The following is an 18405-nucleotide window of genomic DNA, read 5'->3' as shown; positions in this document are numbered from 1 at the left end:
CCCCCTATCGACGGGCATGTAGCATGTCCGTCGATCCTTTCCACTTGGTGAAGGGAACCAGAGAGGAACCACCGCCCTATGACGTCCTATCTGATCTTTGTGCTGAAGCGGTTCGGTCAGTTTCTGCTTGTCGTGTTTCTTGGCGTGACCATCACATTCTTCGTCACCCACCTGACCCCGATCGATCCGGTCGAAGAAAGCATAGGCGCCATCACGCAGATGGGGCAGTCCGATCCGAATGCGATCGAACTGATGCGCCAGTCGCTTCGCGAGCTTTACGGCATGGAGGGCTCGATCTGGCAGCAATACCTGCATTTCTGGCTTCGGCTAGCGACCGGTGATCTCGGTCCCTCGCTATCGGCTTTTCCCACCCCCGTTTCCACCATCATCCTGCGGTCCCTGCCCTGGACCATCGGGCTGATGACGGTGTCGACCCTCATCACCTTTGTGCTCGGCAATGCGATCGGCGCGCTCGCCGGCTATTACCGCAAGGACATGGTGCTGAAGGCCGTCAGCCTCGTCTTCATCGCCCTGCTTCCCATTCCCTATTACATCCTGGCCTTCGTGCTGCTGATTGTCTTCGGCTATCTCTGGCCGGTGCTGCCGATCAATGGCGGTTACGAGATGAACGCCAATCTGGACCTCTCCTTCGCATTGGTCTTCGATATCCTGAAACACTCGATCCTGCCGGCGTTGTCGCTGATCATGGTCGGCGCCGGCAGCTGGCTGATCGGCATGCGCGCGCTCGTTTCCAACATCATCACCGAGGATTACGTCGTCTTCGCCGAACTCGGCGGCGTTCCGAAGCGGAAGATCCTGCGCTCTTATATCGCCCGCAATGCCATGGTGCCGCAGTTCACCGGGCTTGCCATGTCGCTCGGCGCGATCTTCAACGGCACGGTCATTACCGAAATCGTCTTCGGCTATCCGGGCATCGGCAACCTGCTGATCGAAGCGGTGCATGCCGGCGACTACAGCCTGGTGCTCGGCCTCAGCGCATTGTCGATTGTCGGCGTCGCCGCCGCCGTCTTCATCATCGACATTCTGAGCCCGCTGATCGACCCGCGCATCAAGGTGGAATAGAGCATGTTTACGATCGTCCGCGACCTCGCGCGCCAGAATATGGAATTCCTCTGCGGCCTGCTGCTTTTTGCCGTCATCGTCGCATTGATAGTGGTGTCCTATTTCTCGCCTTACGGCGCCACCGACATCTATCTTCTGCCGCCCGATATGCCGCCCGATGGCGAATATTGGCTCGGCACGACGTCGCGCGGCCAGGACGTTTTCTGGCAACTGACGACCGCGCTTCGCAACACCCTGTTTTTCGGCATCGGCGTCGCCTTCATTTCACGCATCATCTCGCTGGTCGTCGGCCTCGTCGCCGGTTATGCCGGCGGCGCGGTCGACCGGGTGCTGATGGCCATCAACGACAGCGTCATGGTCATCCCGCAATTTCCGCTGCTGATCCTGTTCTATTTCGTGCTGAAGGACAGCATGACCTGGACGGCGCTGATCGTCATCATGGCCGCGCTCGGCTGGTCCTATGATGCACGCCTCATCCGTTCGGTGGCGATCAGCCTGAAGACGAGATCCTTCACCACCCAGAGCGTCTATTCCGGCATGAGCATGCGCAAGATCCTCGTCGAGGAGCACCTGCCCTATGTTCTGCCGATCGTCTTTGCCACCACGATGAACAACATGATCTGGTCGATCGGCATGGAGATCACCCTGTCGGTGCTGGGCTTCACCGATATCGAGACGCCGACCATGGGCATGATGATCTATTGGGCCAATGCGCATTCGGCGCTGATATCAGGCATATGGTGGTGGGTGGCCGCCCCCGTCGCCGTCATCGTCGTCCTCTTCCTGGCGCTCTTCCTGCTGTCCATGTCGATGAACGAATACAATGATCCGCGCAGCCGGCTGAACCGGATGGGAAGTTAGTATGGATCCTTTGGTCGAAATTGAGAACCTGAAAGCCTACTACCGTGCCTTCCTCTACGGCGTCGATCGTGAGGTGCGCGCCGTCGACGATATCAGCCTGACGATTGCCCGCGGCGAGGTCTATGGCGTTGCCGGTGAATCGAGCAGCGGCAAGACGACCTTGATCAAGACCATTGCCGGGGCGATCCGGCCGCCGCTGAGGGTCGTGTCGGGGAAAGTGACATTCCATTTCGACGGCGGCACCCAGAATATCTACGCGATGAAGCCGGAAGAGCGCCTGGCGCTGCGCTGGCGGCATCTGTCCTATATCATGCAGGGCTCGATGAATGTGCTCAATCCGGTGCGCCGGATCCGTCATTCCTTCACCGATTTCGCCTTTCGCCACATGAAGGTCGGCAAGGCCGAGTTTTTCGAAAGGGTCGCCACCCATCTGCAGCGGCTGAAGCTGGATCCGCATCTGCTCGACGCCTATCCCCACGAACTCTCCGGCGGCATGCGCCAGCGCATGACCATTGCGCTGGCCACCATCCTGACGCCGGAATTCATCATCGCCGACGAACCGACGACCGCGCTCGACGTGATCGTTCAGCGCGACGTGCTGTCGATGATCCGCGAAATCCAGCGCGAGATGGGCTCGTCCTTTTTGTTCGTCACCCATGACATGGGGGTTCACGCGACGGTCTCCGACCGCATCGGCATCGTCTATGCCGGGCGCCTCGTCGAGGAAGCGCCGACCGCCAAACTCTTCAGCAAACCGCTCCACCCCTATACCCAGCACCTTGTCGGCAGCCTGCCGCGGATCGGCGATGCGACGGCCCGCCCTTCGCTGGAGGGGCGCCCGCCGAACCTCGCCATGCCGCCGGAAGGCTGCCGGTTTCACCCGCGCTGTCCGAAGCGCATGGAGATCTGCTCGCAGAAGGTTCCGCCGCTCGTCACCGTCGAGCCGCAGCGGCGCGTGGCGTGTTTTGCCGTTACGGGAGATCAGGTTTGAGCGCTCTTCTTAGCCTCTCGCATGTCACGAAAGTCTACCGCCAGGGCGGCATGCTCGGCCGGCGGTTGATCACGGCGGTCAAGGACGTCAGCTTCGAACTCGGAGCGGAGCCGGAGATCCTCTCGATCGTTGGCGAATCCGGCTCGGGGAAATCGACGATCGCGGCAATGATCCTCGGCCAGACCGAACCGACGGAAGGCGAGCTTCAATTCAGCGGCAGCACCGTTGCCATCCATAGCAGAGCCGAACGCAAGGCTTTCATGAAGGAGGTCCAGCCGGTTCTGCAAAACCCCTTCGAAGCCTTCAATCCGCTGAAACGTGTCGACCGTTATCTCTTCGAGACGGCCCTCAATTTTTCGTTCTCGGGAAAACGGCCGGACCGGCAGCAGGCGGAGCGGATGGCGGATGCCGCACTCGTCCATGTCGGCCTGACCCTCGAAGAAGTGAAGGGCCGGTTTCCCCACGAACTGTCAGGCGGCCAGCTTCAGCGCGTCGCCATCGCCCGCGCGCTGATCCCGCAACCCCGCCTGCTGGTGGCCGATGAACCGGTCTCCATGGTCGACGCATCGCTGCGCATGGCCATCGTCAATCTCTTTGCCCGCTTGAAAAACGAGCTCGGTCTTTCCATCGTCTACATCACCCACGACCTCGCCACCGCCTATTACATCAGCGACAACATCATCATCATGCGCAAAGGCGAAATCGTCGAGCGTGGACAGGCGCGGGCCGTGTTGGATGATCCGCAGCATGAGTATTCGCGGGCGCTGAAGGATGCGGTGCTTGCGGCGGATTTTAGTGCGGCGGTGTAAGGGCTGCGGGGAAGATGCCTGTGAAAGAGGTCGCCTTGAACAATTGGAACCAGCGGACCTGCTATTTGAGAAAAGATGCAGATCGGCGTTTCAATGCGTTGCAAATATTAGACAGGCTCGCCAAGAAGGGAAAGTGAACCGCCCCTTCATCGGCGAAAATTGTTCGTATTTTAATCGTTTGGTCATCATCGAAAACCAAGGTAGATTCAACCGCTGCTTTGCATGAAGGGTCTCGCCCATGGCGATGAATTCAACAATCGAATGGACTGACCACACCTTCAACCCATGGACTGGATGCACGAATATCAGCCCCGGCTGCGATCATTGCTATGCGGAAGCGTGGTCGAAGCGATCAGGTCAGGTCAAGTGGGGCAACTCACCGCGCAAGCGGACGACTGAGAGCTATTGGCGGTCACCGCATATATGGCAGCGCAAGTCGGGGGAATTCGCTGCAGCTCACGGCCGCAGGCAAAGAGTTTTCTGCGCATCACTTGCCGATGTTTTCGATAATCAGGCTGATCCGGCTTGGCGAATCGACCTGTTCCAGGTCATCCGGGCGACGCCCTCGCTAGACTGGCAACTCCTTACGAAGCGTCCGCAAAACATCAAGAAGATGCTTCCGCCAGATTGGGGCACTAAGGGCTATTCAAACGTTTGGCTGGGCTTTACGGCCGAAGATCAGGTCCGATTTGATCAACGCAAACATGTCATCCACGAGGTTCCCGCCCAAGTTTGGTTTGTTTCATATGAGCCGGCGATCGGCCCCCTTCGTATTTCAGAATCAGATCCCAGGCCCGATTGGCTGATCAGCGGCGGGGAAAGCGGCCCGGGTGCACGTCCGATGATGTGCAACTGGGTCAGGGACATTGTCGCAGATTGCGATGCACTCGGGATAGCTGCATTTCACAAACAATGGGGCGCCCCGGGAAACAATCCCCTCGTCCAGGAAAAAGGTGTCTCAGTTGCAGAGATTAAAGATCTTGACCCATTTGGCAAGGGCGGTGGTCTGCTGGACGGAGAGCTAGTCCGGCGCTTTCCGGTTGGTGATAAGAAGAGCGCAAACGCCGCCTGACCTTGACAGGGCTGTAACGCAGTCGCAACCTGTTGTTGATTAACAATAGGAGTCGCGGCAATCGCTGAATTCGGCTGGAAGATCGGTTCAACGGCACCTTCGTTGAGCGCGCACAGTGATGCAAAGCTTCGGCTCATCGCGCGTTATCTAGAAAGTTACTTTCCCGCAATTCTCGTAAATCATGCTCAGGACCGGCAGCGCATTACTCTTGTTGATGGTTTTTGCGGCGGCGGGAGATTTACGGATAACGGCTCAATCGTAAGCGGCACCCCATTTTTGTTTCTCGAGTCCGTTGCAAAGGCCGAACGGATAGCAAATGTTGCACGAACCAAACCTTTGACGATCGATGCGGAGTATCATTTCGTTGACAGTAAACGGGATCACGTCGAGTTTTTGCGCGCAGAACTGATCAAGGCAGGTTACCTCGACCAGCTTGACCGATCAATCTTCCTGTATAACGCCGATTTTGAAAAGGTCTTCCCAGATATTTGTCGTCGTATTGAAGGCCGGACCACGCGTGGGGTTGGGCGGTCAATCTTTCTGTTGGATCAGAAAGGCTACTCCGACGTTGCTTTCGAAACGGTTCGGAAAATTTTGCGCTTCAGCGCAGCAGAATGCATTCTCACCTTTGCGGTGGGTTGGCTGATAGACTATCTGACCGATAAGCCAGAAACGTTGAAGCGCGTCTCGCCTATCGAAATTTCAGAAGAGCAGCTTCGGGAATATCTCCGCTTCAAGGACGAGCAAGGTGGACGCTACGTCATTCAGCGTCTGCTATTGCGACACATTTCCGAGACGACCAAAGCTAGATTTCAAAGCCCGTTTTTCCTGCGCTCGAAAGAAGCCCGGAAAGACCTGTGGCTGGTTCATCTCTCAAACCATCTCAAGGCGCGAAATGTGATGGTCGACAGCCATTGGCTGATCAATAACCAGTCCTTGCATCAAGGGCACGGTGGCTTGGAAATGCTTGGCTTCAATCCGAACATAGATCCGGACGGCGCTCCGGATTTTTGGTTCGGCGCCAAGGACGAGGAGGTTATGAAAGATCGCCTCGCTGACGACTTCATGCGGAGAATGCGGGATGTCCATGGCAACATCTCGGTTCCATACGGAGATTTCGTCACGTCCATCGCCAACGAAACGCCCGCTCGCCTCGCCGACATTGACAAGGTGACGGCATTCTTGGTCGAGGAGAAAGAGCTGGACCTCCGAAACGAGGGAAATGGAACGAAACGTACGTCATTGCCTGTATATCGCGACACCATTGGTGTTGCCCAACAGCCGAAGCTCTGGTCGCTTGGCAGCAGATAGAGTTGCAGGCACGGGCATGGTTATGTTTGAGTGCTCATGTCGTGCCTGCCGCTTTCGGCCTCGCTCGCGAAGAGTCAAATCTTCAGATCGCCCAGTTTGGCCGTCATCAGATTGCAGATTTCCGAGGTCGGCTGGTCAGCCTTCCAATTACGCCGGTTTCATTTACGCTCTAATGACGAAGTAGCTCTGGCGACCATGTTTATCGGCTTTGCCAACCTCGCCCACGAGATGGTCGATACCTTCTCTTCGATACCAAGGACATATCGACCCATTGAAACCCTAGCGAGCATACTTATGTATGGTTGCGCGTTAACACGCGATATCGTCTTGGGGGATTTCACTGTGACTGTACCGAAATACATTTTAAGTATCATCTGTCTGGCAAAATCTCGGAAAACGTCAGGGCGATGCGTTGCCGGTAAACTCGTCGATGGGCCGAACAAAGGACACTGGATTCGGCCGGTAAGCGGTCGGCCATCTGGTGAGCTTTCCGAAGATGATCGCCGGTTCGAAAACGGGGAATTTCCGGCGCTCTTCGACGTTATTAATGTTCCCATGAAGGCGGTTTCGCCACACGCCTATCAGATCGAGAATCATTTGATCGACGACAGTTTTCATTGGGCGAAAACTGGGCAAGTGGCTTGGGCGGATATCCTGCCACTCGTCGATCAGATAGAAGGACCTCTGTGGGAGAACTGGTCCTCCAGCACAAGCGGTGTGAATGATCGGGTCGATGAACCACGGGCGGCTAACGTCGTTAAAGCATTCGGAGGCTCTCTTTGCCTAATTCATGTCACGAACTTGACGATTAGCGTCAGTGTCGAGGGGGCTGCCTTCCAAAATGCGAAACGGAAGGTTCGTGGCGAATTTCAGTATTCGGGGCACAACTATCGTGTCGCGATAACTGATCCGAAAATCGAAAACCAATATTTTGCGGGCAAGGATGGCGACTATGCCGTGGGCGAGGCTTTGCTGTGCATGAGCTTGGGCGATGCGTACAACGGATATGCCTACAAGCTGATCGCCGCCGTCTTCCTTCCGCCGGCAGCGTAGAAACTGGCTTTCCTGGCGACGAGAGGGAGGCGGCATGATAGACTGGTGTTATCAAGGCTGTGACTACGGCTGGGAGAAATTCTAAAGAGAGGTGACGATGGCCGGTAGCGAGGTGGAAGTGCTGACGATCGGCCACTCGACCCAATCGTATGAGGATTTCCTTAGGAAGCTGCGAGGCGCTCGCGTAACTGCAGTCGCCGATGTGCGGAGCGCGCCGTTTTCCAGGCATTTTCCACACTTCAATTGCGAGGCTCTGAAAGAAGAACTGCGAACGGATAACATTGCCTATGTTTTTCTTGGTGACGAGTTGGGTGGCAGGCCAAAGGACAAGCAGTTTTTTTGTGACGGCGTAGCCGATTATGAAAAGATGGCCCGCACGGAAACGTTCGAAAAAGGGCTGGATCGCGTCATAGAGGGGACCAGGAAATATCGCATAGCCCTAATGTGCTCCGAACATGACCCTCTCGACTGCCATCGCTGCCTCCTCGTCGGCCGGGCATTGTCTGAAAAGGGCATTTCTCTAGGCCATATTTTGGGAAACGGCCGAGTAGTCTCGCATGGCCAGATCGAATCAAGATTGCTGGAAATGGCAGGCCGCTCGGACGGAGATTTTTTCGAGACGCCACAGGAAAGATTGATTAAAGCCTATCGCGACAGAGCGATGAAGGTGGCTTATGCAGAACGAAACAGCAGCGTGGAACAAAGGATTCCGGCTGAGTAAGGGAATTTTATGACGGTCAACGTGTCGACGATCGGTTTTACAAAAACAAACGCTGCAAAATTCTTCGATCGAATTAAACAAGCTGGTGTGAAGAAGGTGATCGACGTCAGGCTGCACAACACCTCCCAACTTGCTGGTTTTGCCAAAGCGGACGACCTCGCATATTTTTTGAAGGAAATCTGTGGCGCACAATATGTCCATCAGCCGCTCCTGGCGCCGACTGATGACATTCTGAAAGCCTTCAAACGGGATAAAGGGGACTGGAACGTCTATCAAGGCCAGTTCCTTCGCTTGATGTCGGAACGGCAGATAGAGAACCGCTTGAAGCCGGACATGTTCGAGGGGACATGCTTGCTGTGTTCCGAAGACACGCCCCATCATTGCCATAGACGATTGGTCTGTGAATACCTCAATGACAAGTGGGGCGGCACATTGAAGGTAAAACACCTTTAACAATATCGGCTGATAACCAAGATATCGAGCGCAGCCGAAAAGCGTCATCTTAGCCGATTTGCTGAATTTGAAGTTGGCCGCGCCAGACCCAACGAGCGCGTCGCGCAAATTAACCAGCCGCCGGGAGTCTGGCATCTCAGCGAGCCAGTACTTGAGTCGATCGTGCTGTCGCTGCTCGTCTATTCGGCAAGCGGAGCAGGCCGGATACTAAACGAAACCGAAAACTCGCTGGCTCAACGTCTAGTTCCCATCAGACAATCCCCGACGCCCGAAACCTTCCCCTGTCCGTCATCTCGCAAAGACCGAGCTCATCAACAATCCGCCGAGCCGCCTGCGGCGCCACCCCGAGCGTTCTTGGATGTCGGCGGTCGGCGTCCGATACGAGGCCGACGCCTCGGAGGCCAATGGAAGCCGAAATTTGCCGTCTGTCACGCCAACGTGGATTACGGTTAGTCAATCGACAGACGATAGGTTCTGCAAAGTTTCAATTGACCGTTTCCGATGGCGAGGCGACACTCGCAAGCTGCAGCGAGGCAGGAGGAAAACGATGGACGACACAGACCGCTGGCGCGACATGGCAAGCGCACCGAGAGACGGTAGCCGGATCCTCGTCACGATTCGCCCGTCCGAACAGGGGCCGGCAGAAGTTGACCTCGCCTATTGGTCGAATGGCGATCAGTTCGGTGGAGAAGGCTGGCGCGCCTCTGATTCCTCACCCGGACACATCATCGAATATGCCGAGCCGGAATTGAAGTGTTGGATGCCGATGCCCTCGGCCAACCGCACCTCGATGCCCTCCCCCTGGGAAGGCGACGATGACCAGGAGCTCTACGGGTCGGGGATTTAAGCGATCGCGCAGTACCAATGGTTCCTGTCTCAGCGACCAGGTCCAGATGCCGTCGGCCACGACTTCGGCACGACGACTTCGTCTGATCAAATTGAGGTTCAACCGGATAGCTTTTGTTTTATGCATGTCGTTGTCCCGGAACCGCTGCACACGTCCGAGCGACATGCATAGGCGCCTACGCCGCGCGCACCCTGTCCCGGCCGCTTAACTTGGCCGCATAGAGTGCTTGATCGGCGCGTCGGTAAAGGTCCGACGCGCTGTCTGACGGGGCACAAGCGGCGATGCCGGCAGAACAGGTGTAGCTGAAGTCGGGAGATTCAGGCAGAGGCCGGGAGAAGCGGATCACCGTCAGCATGCACTCGACGATAGTAATGGCGTCTTCCGGCCCGGTTGCCGGCATCACGAGAAGGAACTCTTCTCCGCCGACCCGCCCAAAACAATCGTTGCGGCGAACATTCTGATGAATGCGATGCGCAAAATCGCGCAGGACGACATCCCCGGCCTGGTGACCAAGCCGATCGTTGATGTGTTTGAAATTGTCGATGTCGAACACGGCAAGGCATCCATTGTTTCCATGCTGGGCGGCCGCCAGCATGTCGTCGACGCGCGCCATCACAAAGCGGCGGTTGGCGACACCCGTGAGTTCGTCGGTGTAAGACGCCTTGATCGCCTGATCGCGATCTTGCCGGACAGTCCTGCCATGCGCTCGCAAACTGGTGATGTCGCTCGCAATGCACAACATCCAGCCGTTCTTCTGGACCGCCTCGGTCATCCAGAACCAGCGGCCATCGCAGAGGTCCGTCTCGAATGCGCGATAGCCGATCTTGCCACGGCGCGACTGTGTCGAGCGCAGCCACTCGTCGAAATTGCTCGTCTGAATGACTGTGCCTCGCCGCAGCTCAAAATTGCGCCGCATGAGATCCGGCCAGAGTGGAGTTTCATCCGGCTCGATGAAATAGGCCGAGCGAAAGGCGCTGTTGGCGTATCGCAGCCGGTCATCACCATCGTAAACGGCAATCAGCGTTTCGGTGCGTGCGGAAAGGTGCAGAAGCTGTTCGAATATCTCGTCCATACCGAACCCTGTCTGGTTGCCTTGGGATGAGATGGCGCAGAAACCCTATGAGAAAAGAGCCAGTCAGCAAGCAAAGGCGCCTGCAGTGATTACGGAAACGTCAACGAGATGCCGTTTTCAATCGTGATTGGACATCGGCTGCGACCTGAGCGACGCTGTTTTCGGGAGGCGGACCATCTATTTTTCCGGAGATAGGAGGCCGAAATGGAACAGTACGCACTCGATCAGTTGAAAACCATTGCAAAGGTCAGCACGACCTGCAAGCGCCTTGAAATAACGCGGCGCGAACGGCTTGAACGCTGGGCCGAAAGTCTCGAATGCAGCCCCAGACCGTTTCTCAAGACGCTGCACGAAACCGAATATCAGCCGATGGCCGATCGGCTTGCTCTCAGGGATGACGGCACCCCGATCTCCGTTGCATTCGCTGATCCCATTCTGCGCGCGGCAGGAATGGAAAATGATAGCTATGGAGAAGCCAAACGGTTCTTCGAACTCAGCGATGAGCAATTGCATGATCTTGTCTGCTTCTGCCATTTCGGTGAACGCGTCAGCGCGGCAACAGTCGCTCGCCGTTTGCGGAAGATGTCAGGTTCCAAACCAGACGGGTTTTTCGCTCAGCTTCGTGCGTGGTTTGCCTGATTGAAGCTAAAGGCCACCATCTGACGTGCTGGTCGGGGATGCATCGATCCCCGTCGGGTCGTTGCTCCTGCGGCATCGACTATCGCTGACATTTTGAGGGGCAGATTTCTGAAGCAGTTGGTTCCTGCTGGTCAGCAGGAACCAACTGCTTCAGCGCTGGCCGACCACGCCCCCTAGGGACTTGCGTCAGGGCGTTCACCAGCAGCACCCACATCTATGTCAGCGTGCTGGGGAAAGATGCCTCGCCGAGCGACTATCCCGTCAGGGAGGCGCTTGAAGAGGCCGTATCGCTACTTACCGCCAGCTAACCACGCGCTTGCCATTGTAGGTGATTTAACGGAAAATCCTCGGCATGGCCCTTGAGGCCTGGGCAGCCTGCCATGATCGGAGAACGCCGTGCCTCTGAAAAACATTTTGGCCGCAGCAGCAATCGTCTTCATGACACTCGCAGGATGCGCAACTAGCGGATCGGACAACACAACCTATGCACAGCCGCAGGGGATAGGCCCGGTTCGCGGTGAGATAGGCGGTTACTAGCCCATCGAGAGTGTTTCGACCGCTTTAGAAACACGGCCTGGCTGTTTACGACGAACCAACCTCGGCGCTCGATCCGATATCATCGTCGCTGTCCGCGGAGGAAGGCATGACGATGATGCTGGGCCGCAGCCGACGTGACAAATGCGGAGGCTAGAGCGTTTCCGTTTTTCTCCGAATCACGGAAATGCTCTATCTCTTTGTTTTTACGCAATTCCGGACGCAAAACCGCTGCGCACTTTTGCTGGAATTGCTCTAGGTTCCGTGCGACAGTTGGGCTTTGAGCCTCAATACTGTCGAGCATCGAATTCTTCAATCGTTTCGGGGTCCTGCATATATTCCCATTGCACACCGTTCAGCCGGCGCCAGATTTGTCCCGATGGGTTTCGGGCGGCGGCGTCGACGAGTGGCACCGGGAGGAGTGTCTCGTGCTTGTGCCAGAGTGTGACGTCAGTGACGCTAGCCTGCTTGGGCTTCCGGAACAGGTTGAAAAGGAGTGCGAAGTCCATGGCCGATTTTCCCCAAGGGATCCGACTATAGGGACATTTTAGGTACTTTCAAGTACCATAATTTTGGGAACCCGACGCGCGGAAAATATCGGCGCCACTGCTCACGAGTAGCATGCGTCATAGATCGAACAAAGGTCAGCTAGGGGCCTGATTGCGAACGCAGCAAAGCGGCCTCTGAGGTAGCACAGACGTCTCCAATTCCAGAAGCGCCTACATATCCGCGTTGTCGTTGAACGGCAGTCCGCGAGTTCTCCATTCGTCCCTCAGTATATCTTCCAGGTCCTCGACCGTGAATTCGTCGAAGTTTGCCCAGAGCTGCACGGCCAGCGCCTTCAAATTCGACGTTGTTTCTGAGTCAGCTTCGGCCGCCGCGGCAAGCCGATAGATTTCCTGGCGGAGTGCATCAATCTCTGTCATGTCGCTCCTCATGGCACTGCGCCAGCACCTCCTGTTCGATGGCAGGCAACGAACAAGGTAATCCCTAAGTTTGTCGCAGGATGCCGGCCTCCTTCGCCGCAGCCTCAAACGCAGCTCGCGCTTCCGCACCGGGAACAACGCCATTCGCCGCGTCCAGGCATACCTTCCGCGCTGTCGCGTAGCTCGGGCTTCTGTTGTCGGGCCAGGATTTCTTCAAAAATGCGACCGCCTCTCGAGCGCTCCTGATGACGTGAAAACGATCATCTATCTTCAATTCGACGTTCGCATCCCAGATGCTGATCATGGCGTCCTCCGTGGGGCAGGCTTCCCACAAACGTATATTAGGAAGATCTGTTCCAAGCGGACGATCCGGCCGGAATTTCGGCAGCAGCATGAGGCTCTTTCGTTTTAACCCAACAACCGCTCGCGATAGCCGTCGCTGTCGCGCTGCGTCCTACCGCCGTGCTTCGAAAGCTTCGCCTTATCTTCGGTTAAGCGCCTTCGATTCGGCTCTGAAGGTGCATTCAAGAAAGTGGTGACAGGATGTCGATCCGGCCAGGCGAGTCACGTCCCCAAATCGCAAAACGCCCCATCCCCACACAAAAAACCCCGCGGTTGTTGCGACCGCGGGGCTTCTTGACGCCTCACCTGGGAGAGGGGGTCAGGCGGCCTGGACTTTGCGAGCCGTGCGTGCCCATTCGGGCAGCCAGTCGCCGTGGGTGGCGAGCAGATCGTCGACCAGCGACCAGATCTGGTCGAGGTCGAGTTCGGCGGCCGTATGCGGGTCCATCATCGCGGCGTGATAGATGTGCTCTCGATTCTCGGTCATCAGAGCCTGCACCGTCAGTTCCTGGACGTTGATATTGGTGCGGATCAGCGCGGTCAGCTGCGGCGGCAGGTCGCCGATGAAGGTCGGCTGGATGCCGGAGGCATCGACGAGGCAAGGCACTTCGGCGGCGCAATTGGTCGGCAGCGAGGTGATGCAGCCATTATTGCGGACATTGCCGTAGATCACCGAGGGTTCGCCGGTCCAGACCGAGTTGATGATCGAGGAGGCATATTCCTTCGACGGCGCGACCTCGATCTTGTCGGCCGAGCGATAGGCCTCCGCCTGGCCTTTCCAGCGCTCGATCTGCTCGATGCAACGCTTCGGATATTCATCGAGCGGAATGCCGAATTTCTCGATCAGGTCCTCGCGGCCCTCCTTGATGAAATAGGGCGTGTATTCGGCGAAATGCTCCGAGCTTTCGGTGACGAAATAGCCGAGCCGCGTCAGCATCTCGTAGCGCACCTTGTTCGGGCAGCGCGGGTTCCAGCCGGGCTTCGGCGCCCTGCCCTCGCGATAGGCGCGAAGCAGGTCGGGATAGAGGTTGCGATAGGAACCGTCCGGCTGGCGATGCTCGAATTTGAGATAGAAGGCCATGTGGTTGATGCCGGCCGCGCGGTAGCGGATTTCCTCGTAGGGGATGTCGAGGTCATGGGCCAGTTCCATCGCCGTGCCCTGCACCGAATGGCAGAGACCGACCTGGCGGATGGTCGGATATTTCTCGGCGATTGCCCAGGTGTTGATCGCCATCGGGTTGACATATTGCAGCATGATCGCCTCGGGGCAGACGGCGAGCATGTCCTCGCAGACCTTCCAGAGATGCGGCACGGTGCGAAGCCCGCGCATGATGCCGCCGACGCCGAGCGTATCGGCGATCGTCTGGCGCAGCCCGTATTTCTTCGGCACCTCGAAATCGGTGACCGTGCAGGGTTCATAGCCGCCGATTTGGAAGGCGACGACGACGAAATCGGCGCCCGAAAGCGCCTTGCGCTGGTCGGAATAGGTTTCCGCCTTCGCCTTCACGCCGAGCGTCGAGATCAGCTTGTTGACGACGACGGCGCTTTCTTCCAGCCGCTGCGGATTGAGATCCATCAGGGCGATCGTCGCACCCGACAGGGCCGGACGCTGCAACACGTCGCCGACGATGTTCTTCATGAAGACGGTGGAGCCTGCTCCGATGAACGTGATTTTGGGATTTGCTGCCATTATAACCTCCGGCATTCGGCAATTATGCTACCTCGAAAGCGGCCTTGACGAGCCGTTCGGTGTAGGCGGTCTTGGGATGGGATAAAACTTCGTTGACGGGACCCTCTTCGACGATCTTGCCATGCTGCATGACGATGACGCGATGGCAGAGCGCCCTGACGACCTTGAGATCGTGGGAGATAAACAGGTAACTTAAGCCCCGCTCGTCCTGCAGCTTGCGCAGAAGTTCGATGATCTGCGCCTGGACGGAAAGGTCGAGCGCCGATGTCGGCTCGTCGAGCAGAATGAATTCCGGTTCCAGCGCGATGGCGCGGGCAATGGCGATGCGCTGGCGCTGGCCGCCGGAGAATTCGTGCGGGAAGCGCGACAGGATATTGCCCGGCATGCCGGCGGCAATCAGCGCTTCGCGCACCCGGTCCTGCCGTTCACCCTTGGTTGCGCCCAGCCTGTTGACGACGAGCCCTTCCTCGATGATCTGGCCGATCGTCATGCGCGGATTGAGCGATGAGAAAGGATCCTGGAACACCACCTGCATGCGGGCGCGCAAGGGCCGCATCTCGGCCCTGGAAAGGCCGTGGATCGGCTGATGGTCGAAATGGATCTCACCGCTGTCGGGCGTGTTCAGCCGCAGGATCGCCTGGCCGAACGTCGTTTTGCCGGAGCCGGATTCACCGACCAGCCCCAGCGTCTCGTGACGGCGCAGCGTCAGGTCGAGGCTATCGACGGCGACAAGCTCACGCATCGCCGGCTTGAGAAAGGTACCGTGACGCATCATGAAGGAGACGCGCACGCCCTTGGCATCGAGGATGACATCCGACCCTTCGGGCAGCGGATTGGCCTGGCCACGCGGCTCGGAGGCGAGCAGATGCTTGGTATAGGCGTCCTGCGGATTGGCAAACAGCGCTTCGGTGGTGTTGTGCTCGCGCACTTCGCCGTACTGCATCACATAGACGTAATCAGAGAACTGCCGCACCACGGTCAGGTCGTGGGTAATGAGGATGACCGCCATCCCCAGTTCTTTCTGCAGGTTGCGGATCAGGTTCAGGATCTGCGCCTGAACGGTGACGTCGAGCGCCGTCGTCGGCTCGTCGGCGATCAGCACATCGGGATCGTTGGCAAGCGCCATGGCGATCATCACGCGCTGGCGCTGGCCGCCGGACAGCTGATGCGGATATTGCATGAGCCGCGCGGCGGGATCGGGGATCTGCACATGTTCAAGCAGTTCGAGCGCCCGCTTTTGCGCATCCCTCTTGCTGATCCGGCGATGGACGCGGATCGCTTCGACGATCTGGCTGCCGATCGTATAGATCGGGTTGAGCGAGCTCATCGGCTCCTGGAAGATCATCGAGATGCGGTCGCCGCGCAGCTTGCGGCGCGCCCGCTCGGAGAATTTCAAAATATTGCTGCCGTCATAGGCAACCGTCGATTTCTCGGAGACGACAGCGCGCTTCGACAACAGCCCCATCACCGTTCGCGCCGTTACCGACTTGCCGGAGCCGGATTCGCCGACGATCGCGATCGTCTCGCCGCGATAGAGCTGAAAGGAGACGTCTTTGACGGCTTCGACCATGCCGTCTTCGACCTTGAAGTTCACCGCCACATTGCGGGCGTCGATAATCGGCGTGTCCGAACGGCCATCATGGTCGTGGCGGACGGGCGGGGCGAAGGAATTGACCAGTGCAAGAGCCATATCAATCACCTCAATAAGGATCGACGGCGTCGCGCAATCCGTCGCCGAGCGCATTGAATGCGAAGACGGTGATGAGCACGAAGCCGACGGGGGAGAGAATCCAGGGATAGGAGCCGATCACCGAATAGGTCGCCGTGTCCTGCAGCATCAGACCCCAGGAGATCAGCGGCGGCTTGACGGCGAAGCCGAGGAAACCGAGGAAGGATTCAAGCAGCACGACGCTCGGTATATGCAGCGTCACCGCGACGATGACGTGGCTCATCACATTCGGGAAGATGTGCTGCATGATGATGCGCGTGTCGGTGGCGCCGACGGCCATCGCCGCCCGGACATAATCGATGCGGGCGAGCGCCAAGGTCTTGCCGCGCACCTCGCGCGACATCTGCGCCCAGCCGAGCGCCGACATCACGGCGATGACGAAGGCAAGGAAGACGTTGGTCGGCGCCGTCACCGGGATCAGCGAGGTCAGCGCCAGATAGAGCGGCAGTTGCGGGAAGGCGAGCACCAGTTCGACGAAACGCTGCAGCCAGACATCGAAGGTGCCGCCGAAATAGCCGGATACCATGCCGACGGTCGTGCCGATGATGGTGACGATGAAGACCACCGTCAGGGCGATCGTCAGCGAGATGCGCGAGCCGATGATGGCGCGCGACAGCACGTCGCGGCCGAACTTGTCGGTGCCGAGGAAATGCACCGGCTGGCCATCTGTCGAGCCGAAAAAGTGCCGGTTGGCCGGTATCAGGCCGAAAAGCCGGTATACGGCGCCCTTGACGAAGAAGCCGAGCAGCCTCGGATTGTCGTAGTCGATGCCGACGATCGGCTGGAAGGTGACCGGGTCGAGCTCTTCGGAATCCGACAGCGCGTAGACGCGCGGCTGGAAGACGAAATTGCCGTCCTTGTCGTGGAAGCTCATCACCTGCGGCGGCGCGAAGCCGACATCGGTCGCCTTCGGGTCCATCGGCGCAAAGAAATCGGCAAAGATCGCCATGACGAGCAGCAGCACGACGAGCACGAGCCCTGCCATGCCGGTCCAGGAGCGCCTCAGCCGGCGCCAGACAAGGGCGATATAGCTCTCATGCCCACGCGATTGTTTTTTGGTCTCGATGTCGGTTGTCGGCGGCGTTGCAGAAGAGTCGAAAGCCAACATCTCAGGCTCCTCCATATTGGCGGACGCGGGGATCGAGCAAAGCGAGCAGCATGTCGGCGATGATGTTGCCGACGATCAGCGTCGCCGACAGCACCATCATGAAGGTGGCGGTGACATAGACGTCGCCGACCGCCATCGAGCCGACGATCGCCGGGCCGACGGTCGGCAATGCGAAAATGATCGCGGTTTCGATCTCGCCAGTCAGCATGTAGGGCAACACGACGCCCTGGTACATCACCAGCGGGTGCAGCGCATTCGGTACCGCATGGTGCATCACCACGGCCGCGCCGGAAAGCCCCTTGGCCTTGGCCGTCTCGACATATTGGGCATTCAGCGTATCAAGCAGATTGCCGCGCATGACGCGCATATTGTAGGCGAGCCCACCGAAGGTGGCGATCGCCACGACCGGCCAGACATGGTGAACCAGGTCGACGAATTTCGCCCATGACCAGGGCGCTCCGCCATATTGCGGCGAGAAGAAACTGCCGATCTCGGTGACGTTAAGCTGGAAGACCAGGAGATAGACGATGATCAGCGCCATCAGGAAGCGCGGCACCGTCATGCCGAGGAAGGAAATCCCCGAAAGCAGGCTGTCGATCCAGCTGTATTGGCGCGTCGCCGCCCAGATGCCGAAGCCGATGCCGAGCACCGAGGCAAAGAGATGGCAGACAAGCGCCAGAAGCAATGTCCGCGGCAGGCGTTCACCGACGACATCGGCGACCGGCTTGTTGTAAAACATGCTGTAACCGAAATCGCCGCGCGTCACGATCCCGCCGATCCAGTTGACGTACTGGACGACCAGCGGCTTATCGAGGCCATGTTCAACCCGGTAGAGCTGCGCCTGCGCTTCGGCCTGGGCATAGGACGCGCCGCCCTGGTTGATCAGCTGGGAGCGGATGTAATCGGCGTAGTCGCCGGGCGGGGCCTGGATGATCGCGAAAGTCACCACGCTCAGGATGAAGAGAATGGGGATCGCAGAGGCTATGCGCACGAGCAGGAATCGTAACATCGAACGGTTCGCTTCTCCTTGCCGCCAGTCGCTCCTTGTCAGCGCGGCCGGCTTGTTGGTTTTGCCCGGCCGCGCGCTGCACGCGCGGCCGGAAGCTCACTTCAGCTGGGAGGGAGCTCTCCAGCGCGTCGCATCACATGCGACGCGCTTTAACT

19 protein-coding genes and 1 pseudogene are annotated in these 18405 nt (G+C 58.1%); 11 read left to right on the top strand and 9 right to left on the bottom strand.

From position 1 onward, the window contains the following. Nucleotides 1-78 precede the first annotated feature (78 nt). The 9 genes from HX898_RS17995 to HX898_RS17955 all read left to right on the top strand — a co-directional run bounded on the left by HX898_RS17995 (nucleotide 79) and on the right by HX898_RS17955 (nucleotide 8354). Nucleotides 79-1083 (top strand): ABC transporter permease, encoded by a 1005-nt coding sequence (locus tag HX898_RS17995; protein WP_003554064.1) that lies wholly within the window; start codon nucleotides 79-81, stop codon nucleotides 1081-1083. 3 nt (nucleotides 1084-1086) lie between these two features. Then, nucleotides 1087-1944, top strand: a complete 858-nt coding sequence (locus HX898_RS17990) for an ABC transporter permease (RefSeq protein WP_062940577.1) — start codon at nucleotides 1087-1089, stop codon at nucleotides 1942-1944. A gap of 1 nt (nucleotide 1945) precedes the next feature. Continuing rightward, entirely contained in the window at nucleotides 1946-2935 is a 990-nt protein-coding gene (locus HX898_RS17985; protein WP_180195287.1) for an ABC transporter ATP-binding protein, read from the top strand. Further along, nucleotides 2932-3744 (top strand): ABC transporter ATP-binding protein, encoded by an 813-nt coding sequence (locus HX898_RS17980; protein WP_180195286.1) that lies wholly within the window; start codon nucleotides 2932-2934, stop codon nucleotides 3742-3744. The genes HX898_RS17985 and HX898_RS17980 overlap by 4 nt, the downstream gene beginning before the upstream one ends. Nucleotides 3745-3982: 238 nt before the next feature. Then, the gene (locus HX898_RS17975) at nucleotides 3983-4816 is read left to right on the top strand and encodes a DUF5131 family protein (RefSeq protein WP_180195285.1); all 834 of its coding nucleotides are present in this window, start codon (nucleotides 3983-3985) and stop codon (nucleotides 4814-4816) included. Between the two features lie 102 nt (nucleotides 4817-4918). Continuing rightward, a complete protein-coding gene (locus HX898_RS17970; RefSeq protein WP_180195284.1) occupies nucleotides 4919-6127 on the top strand; it encodes a three-Cys-motif partner protein TcmP in 1209 nt (402 codons plus the stop codon). 96 nt (nucleotides 6128-6223) lie between these two features. After that, on the top strand, nucleotides 6224-7180 hold the full coding sequence (locus tag HX898_RS17965) for a hypothetical protein (protein WP_180195283.1): 957 nt from the start codon (nucleotides 6224-6226) through the stop codon (nucleotides 7178-7180). Between the two features lie 97 nt (nucleotides 7181-7277). Further along, nucleotides 7278-7901 carry a DUF488 domain-containing protein gene (locus HX898_RS17960; RefSeq protein WP_210273154.1) on the top strand — a complete coding sequence of 208 codons (624 nt, stop codon included), beginning with the start codon at nucleotides 7278-7280 and terminating at the stop codon, nucleotides 7899-7901. A gap of 9 nt (nucleotides 7902-7910) precedes the next feature. Further along, entirely contained in the window at nucleotides 7911-8354 is a 444-nt protein-coding gene (locus HX898_RS17955; protein ID WP_180195281.1) for a DUF488 domain-containing protein, read from the top strand. A gap of 250 nt (nucleotides 8355-8604) precedes the next feature. On the opposite strand, the pseudogene HX898_RS17950 reads toward HX898_RS17955, so the two are convergent. After that, nucleotides 8605-8709: pseudogene (locus HX898_RS17950) on the bottom strand (helix-turn-helix domain-containing protein); the annotation flags it as partial. A 192-nt stretch (nucleotides 8710-8901) separates the two neighbouring features. Between HX898_RS17950 and HX898_RS17945 the strand changes: the two are divergent. Beyond that, the gene (locus tag HX898_RS17945) at nucleotides 8902-9201 is read left to right on the top strand and encodes a hypothetical protein (RefSeq protein ID WP_180195280.1); all 300 of its coding nucleotides are present in this window, start codon (nucleotides 8902-8904) and stop codon (nucleotides 9199-9201) included. A 175-nt stretch (nucleotides 9202-9376) separates the two neighbouring features. Here HX898_RS17945 and HX898_RS17940 read toward each other — a convergent pair whose 3' ends face one another. Continuing rightward, nucleotides 9377-10273 (bottom strand): GGDEF domain-containing protein, encoded by an 897-nt coding sequence (locus HX898_RS17940; RefSeq protein ID WP_180195279.1) that lies wholly within the window; start codon nucleotides 10271-10273, stop codon nucleotides 9377-9379. Nucleotides 10274-10477: 204 nt separating this feature from the next. Between HX898_RS17940 and HX898_RS17935 the strand changes: the two genes are divergently transcribed. Next, nucleotides 10478-10912: a hypothetical protein gene (locus tag HX898_RS17935; RefSeq protein ID WP_180195278.1), complete on the top strand. Its 435-nt coding sequence runs from the start codon at nucleotides 10478-10480 to the stop codon at nucleotides 10910-10912. An 821-nt stretch (nucleotides 10913-11733) separates the two neighbouring features. Here HX898_RS17935 and HX898_RS17930 read toward each other — a convergent pair. The 7 genes from HX898_RS17930 to HX898_RS17900 form a co-directional block, all read right to left on the bottom strand. After that, nucleotides 11734-11955 (bottom strand): hypothetical protein, encoded by a 222-nt coding sequence (locus HX898_RS17930; protein ID WP_171598086.1) that lies wholly within the window; start codon nucleotides 11953-11955, stop codon nucleotides 11734-11736. 210 nt (nucleotides 11956-12165) lie between these two features. Continuing rightward, nucleotides 12166-12372 carry a hypothetical protein gene (locus tag HX898_RS17925; protein WP_138389741.1) on the bottom strand — a complete coding sequence of 69 codons (207 nt, stop codon included), beginning with the start codon at nucleotides 12370-12372 and terminating at the stop codon, nucleotides 12166-12168. A gap of 64 nt (nucleotides 12373-12436) precedes the next feature. Continuing rightward, nucleotides 12437-12676 (bottom strand): DUF982 domain-containing protein, encoded by a 240-nt coding sequence (locus HX898_RS17920; protein ID WP_138389742.1) that lies wholly within the window; start codon nucleotides 12674-12676, stop codon nucleotides 12437-12439. A gap of 357 nt (nucleotides 12677-13033) precedes the next feature. Beyond that, nucleotides 13034-14404, bottom strand: coding sequence for an alpha-glucosidase/alpha-galactosidase (locus HX898_RS17915; RefSeq protein ID WP_180195277.1), 1371 nt, complete (start codon nucleotides 14402-14404; stop codon nucleotides 13034-13036). 22 nt (nucleotides 14405-14426) lie between these two features. After that, nucleotides 14427-16094 carry an ABC transporter ATP-binding protein gene (locus tag HX898_RS17910; RefSeq protein WP_130746810.1) on the bottom strand — a complete coding sequence of 556 codons (1668 nt, stop codon included), beginning with the start codon at nucleotides 16092-16094 and terminating at the stop codon, nucleotides 14427-14429. A 10-nt stretch (nucleotides 16095-16104) separates the two neighbouring features. After that, a complete protein-coding gene (locus HX898_RS17905; RefSeq protein ID WP_180195276.1) occupies nucleotides 16105-17241 on the bottom strand; it encodes an ABC transporter permease in 1137 nt (378 codons plus the stop codon). Nucleotide 17242: 1 nt separating this feature from the next. Continuing rightward, a complete protein-coding gene (locus HX898_RS17900; protein WP_180195275.1) occupies nucleotides 17243-18250 on the bottom strand; it encodes an ABC transporter permease in 1008 nt (335 codons plus the stop codon). Nucleotides 18251-18405: the final 155 nt, after the last annotated feature.

Origin of the sequence: Rhizobium sp. WYCCWR 11128, assembly GCF_013416305.1 — a bacterium.
In the GTDB taxonomy this organism is placed as follows: domain Bacteria; phylum Pseudomonadota; class Alphaproteobacteria; order Rhizobiales; family Rhizobiaceae; genus Rhizobium; species Rhizobium indicum.
Note: the sequence above shows the minus strand (reverse complement) of the source record. Positions and strands in the feature narration are given on the sequence as shown.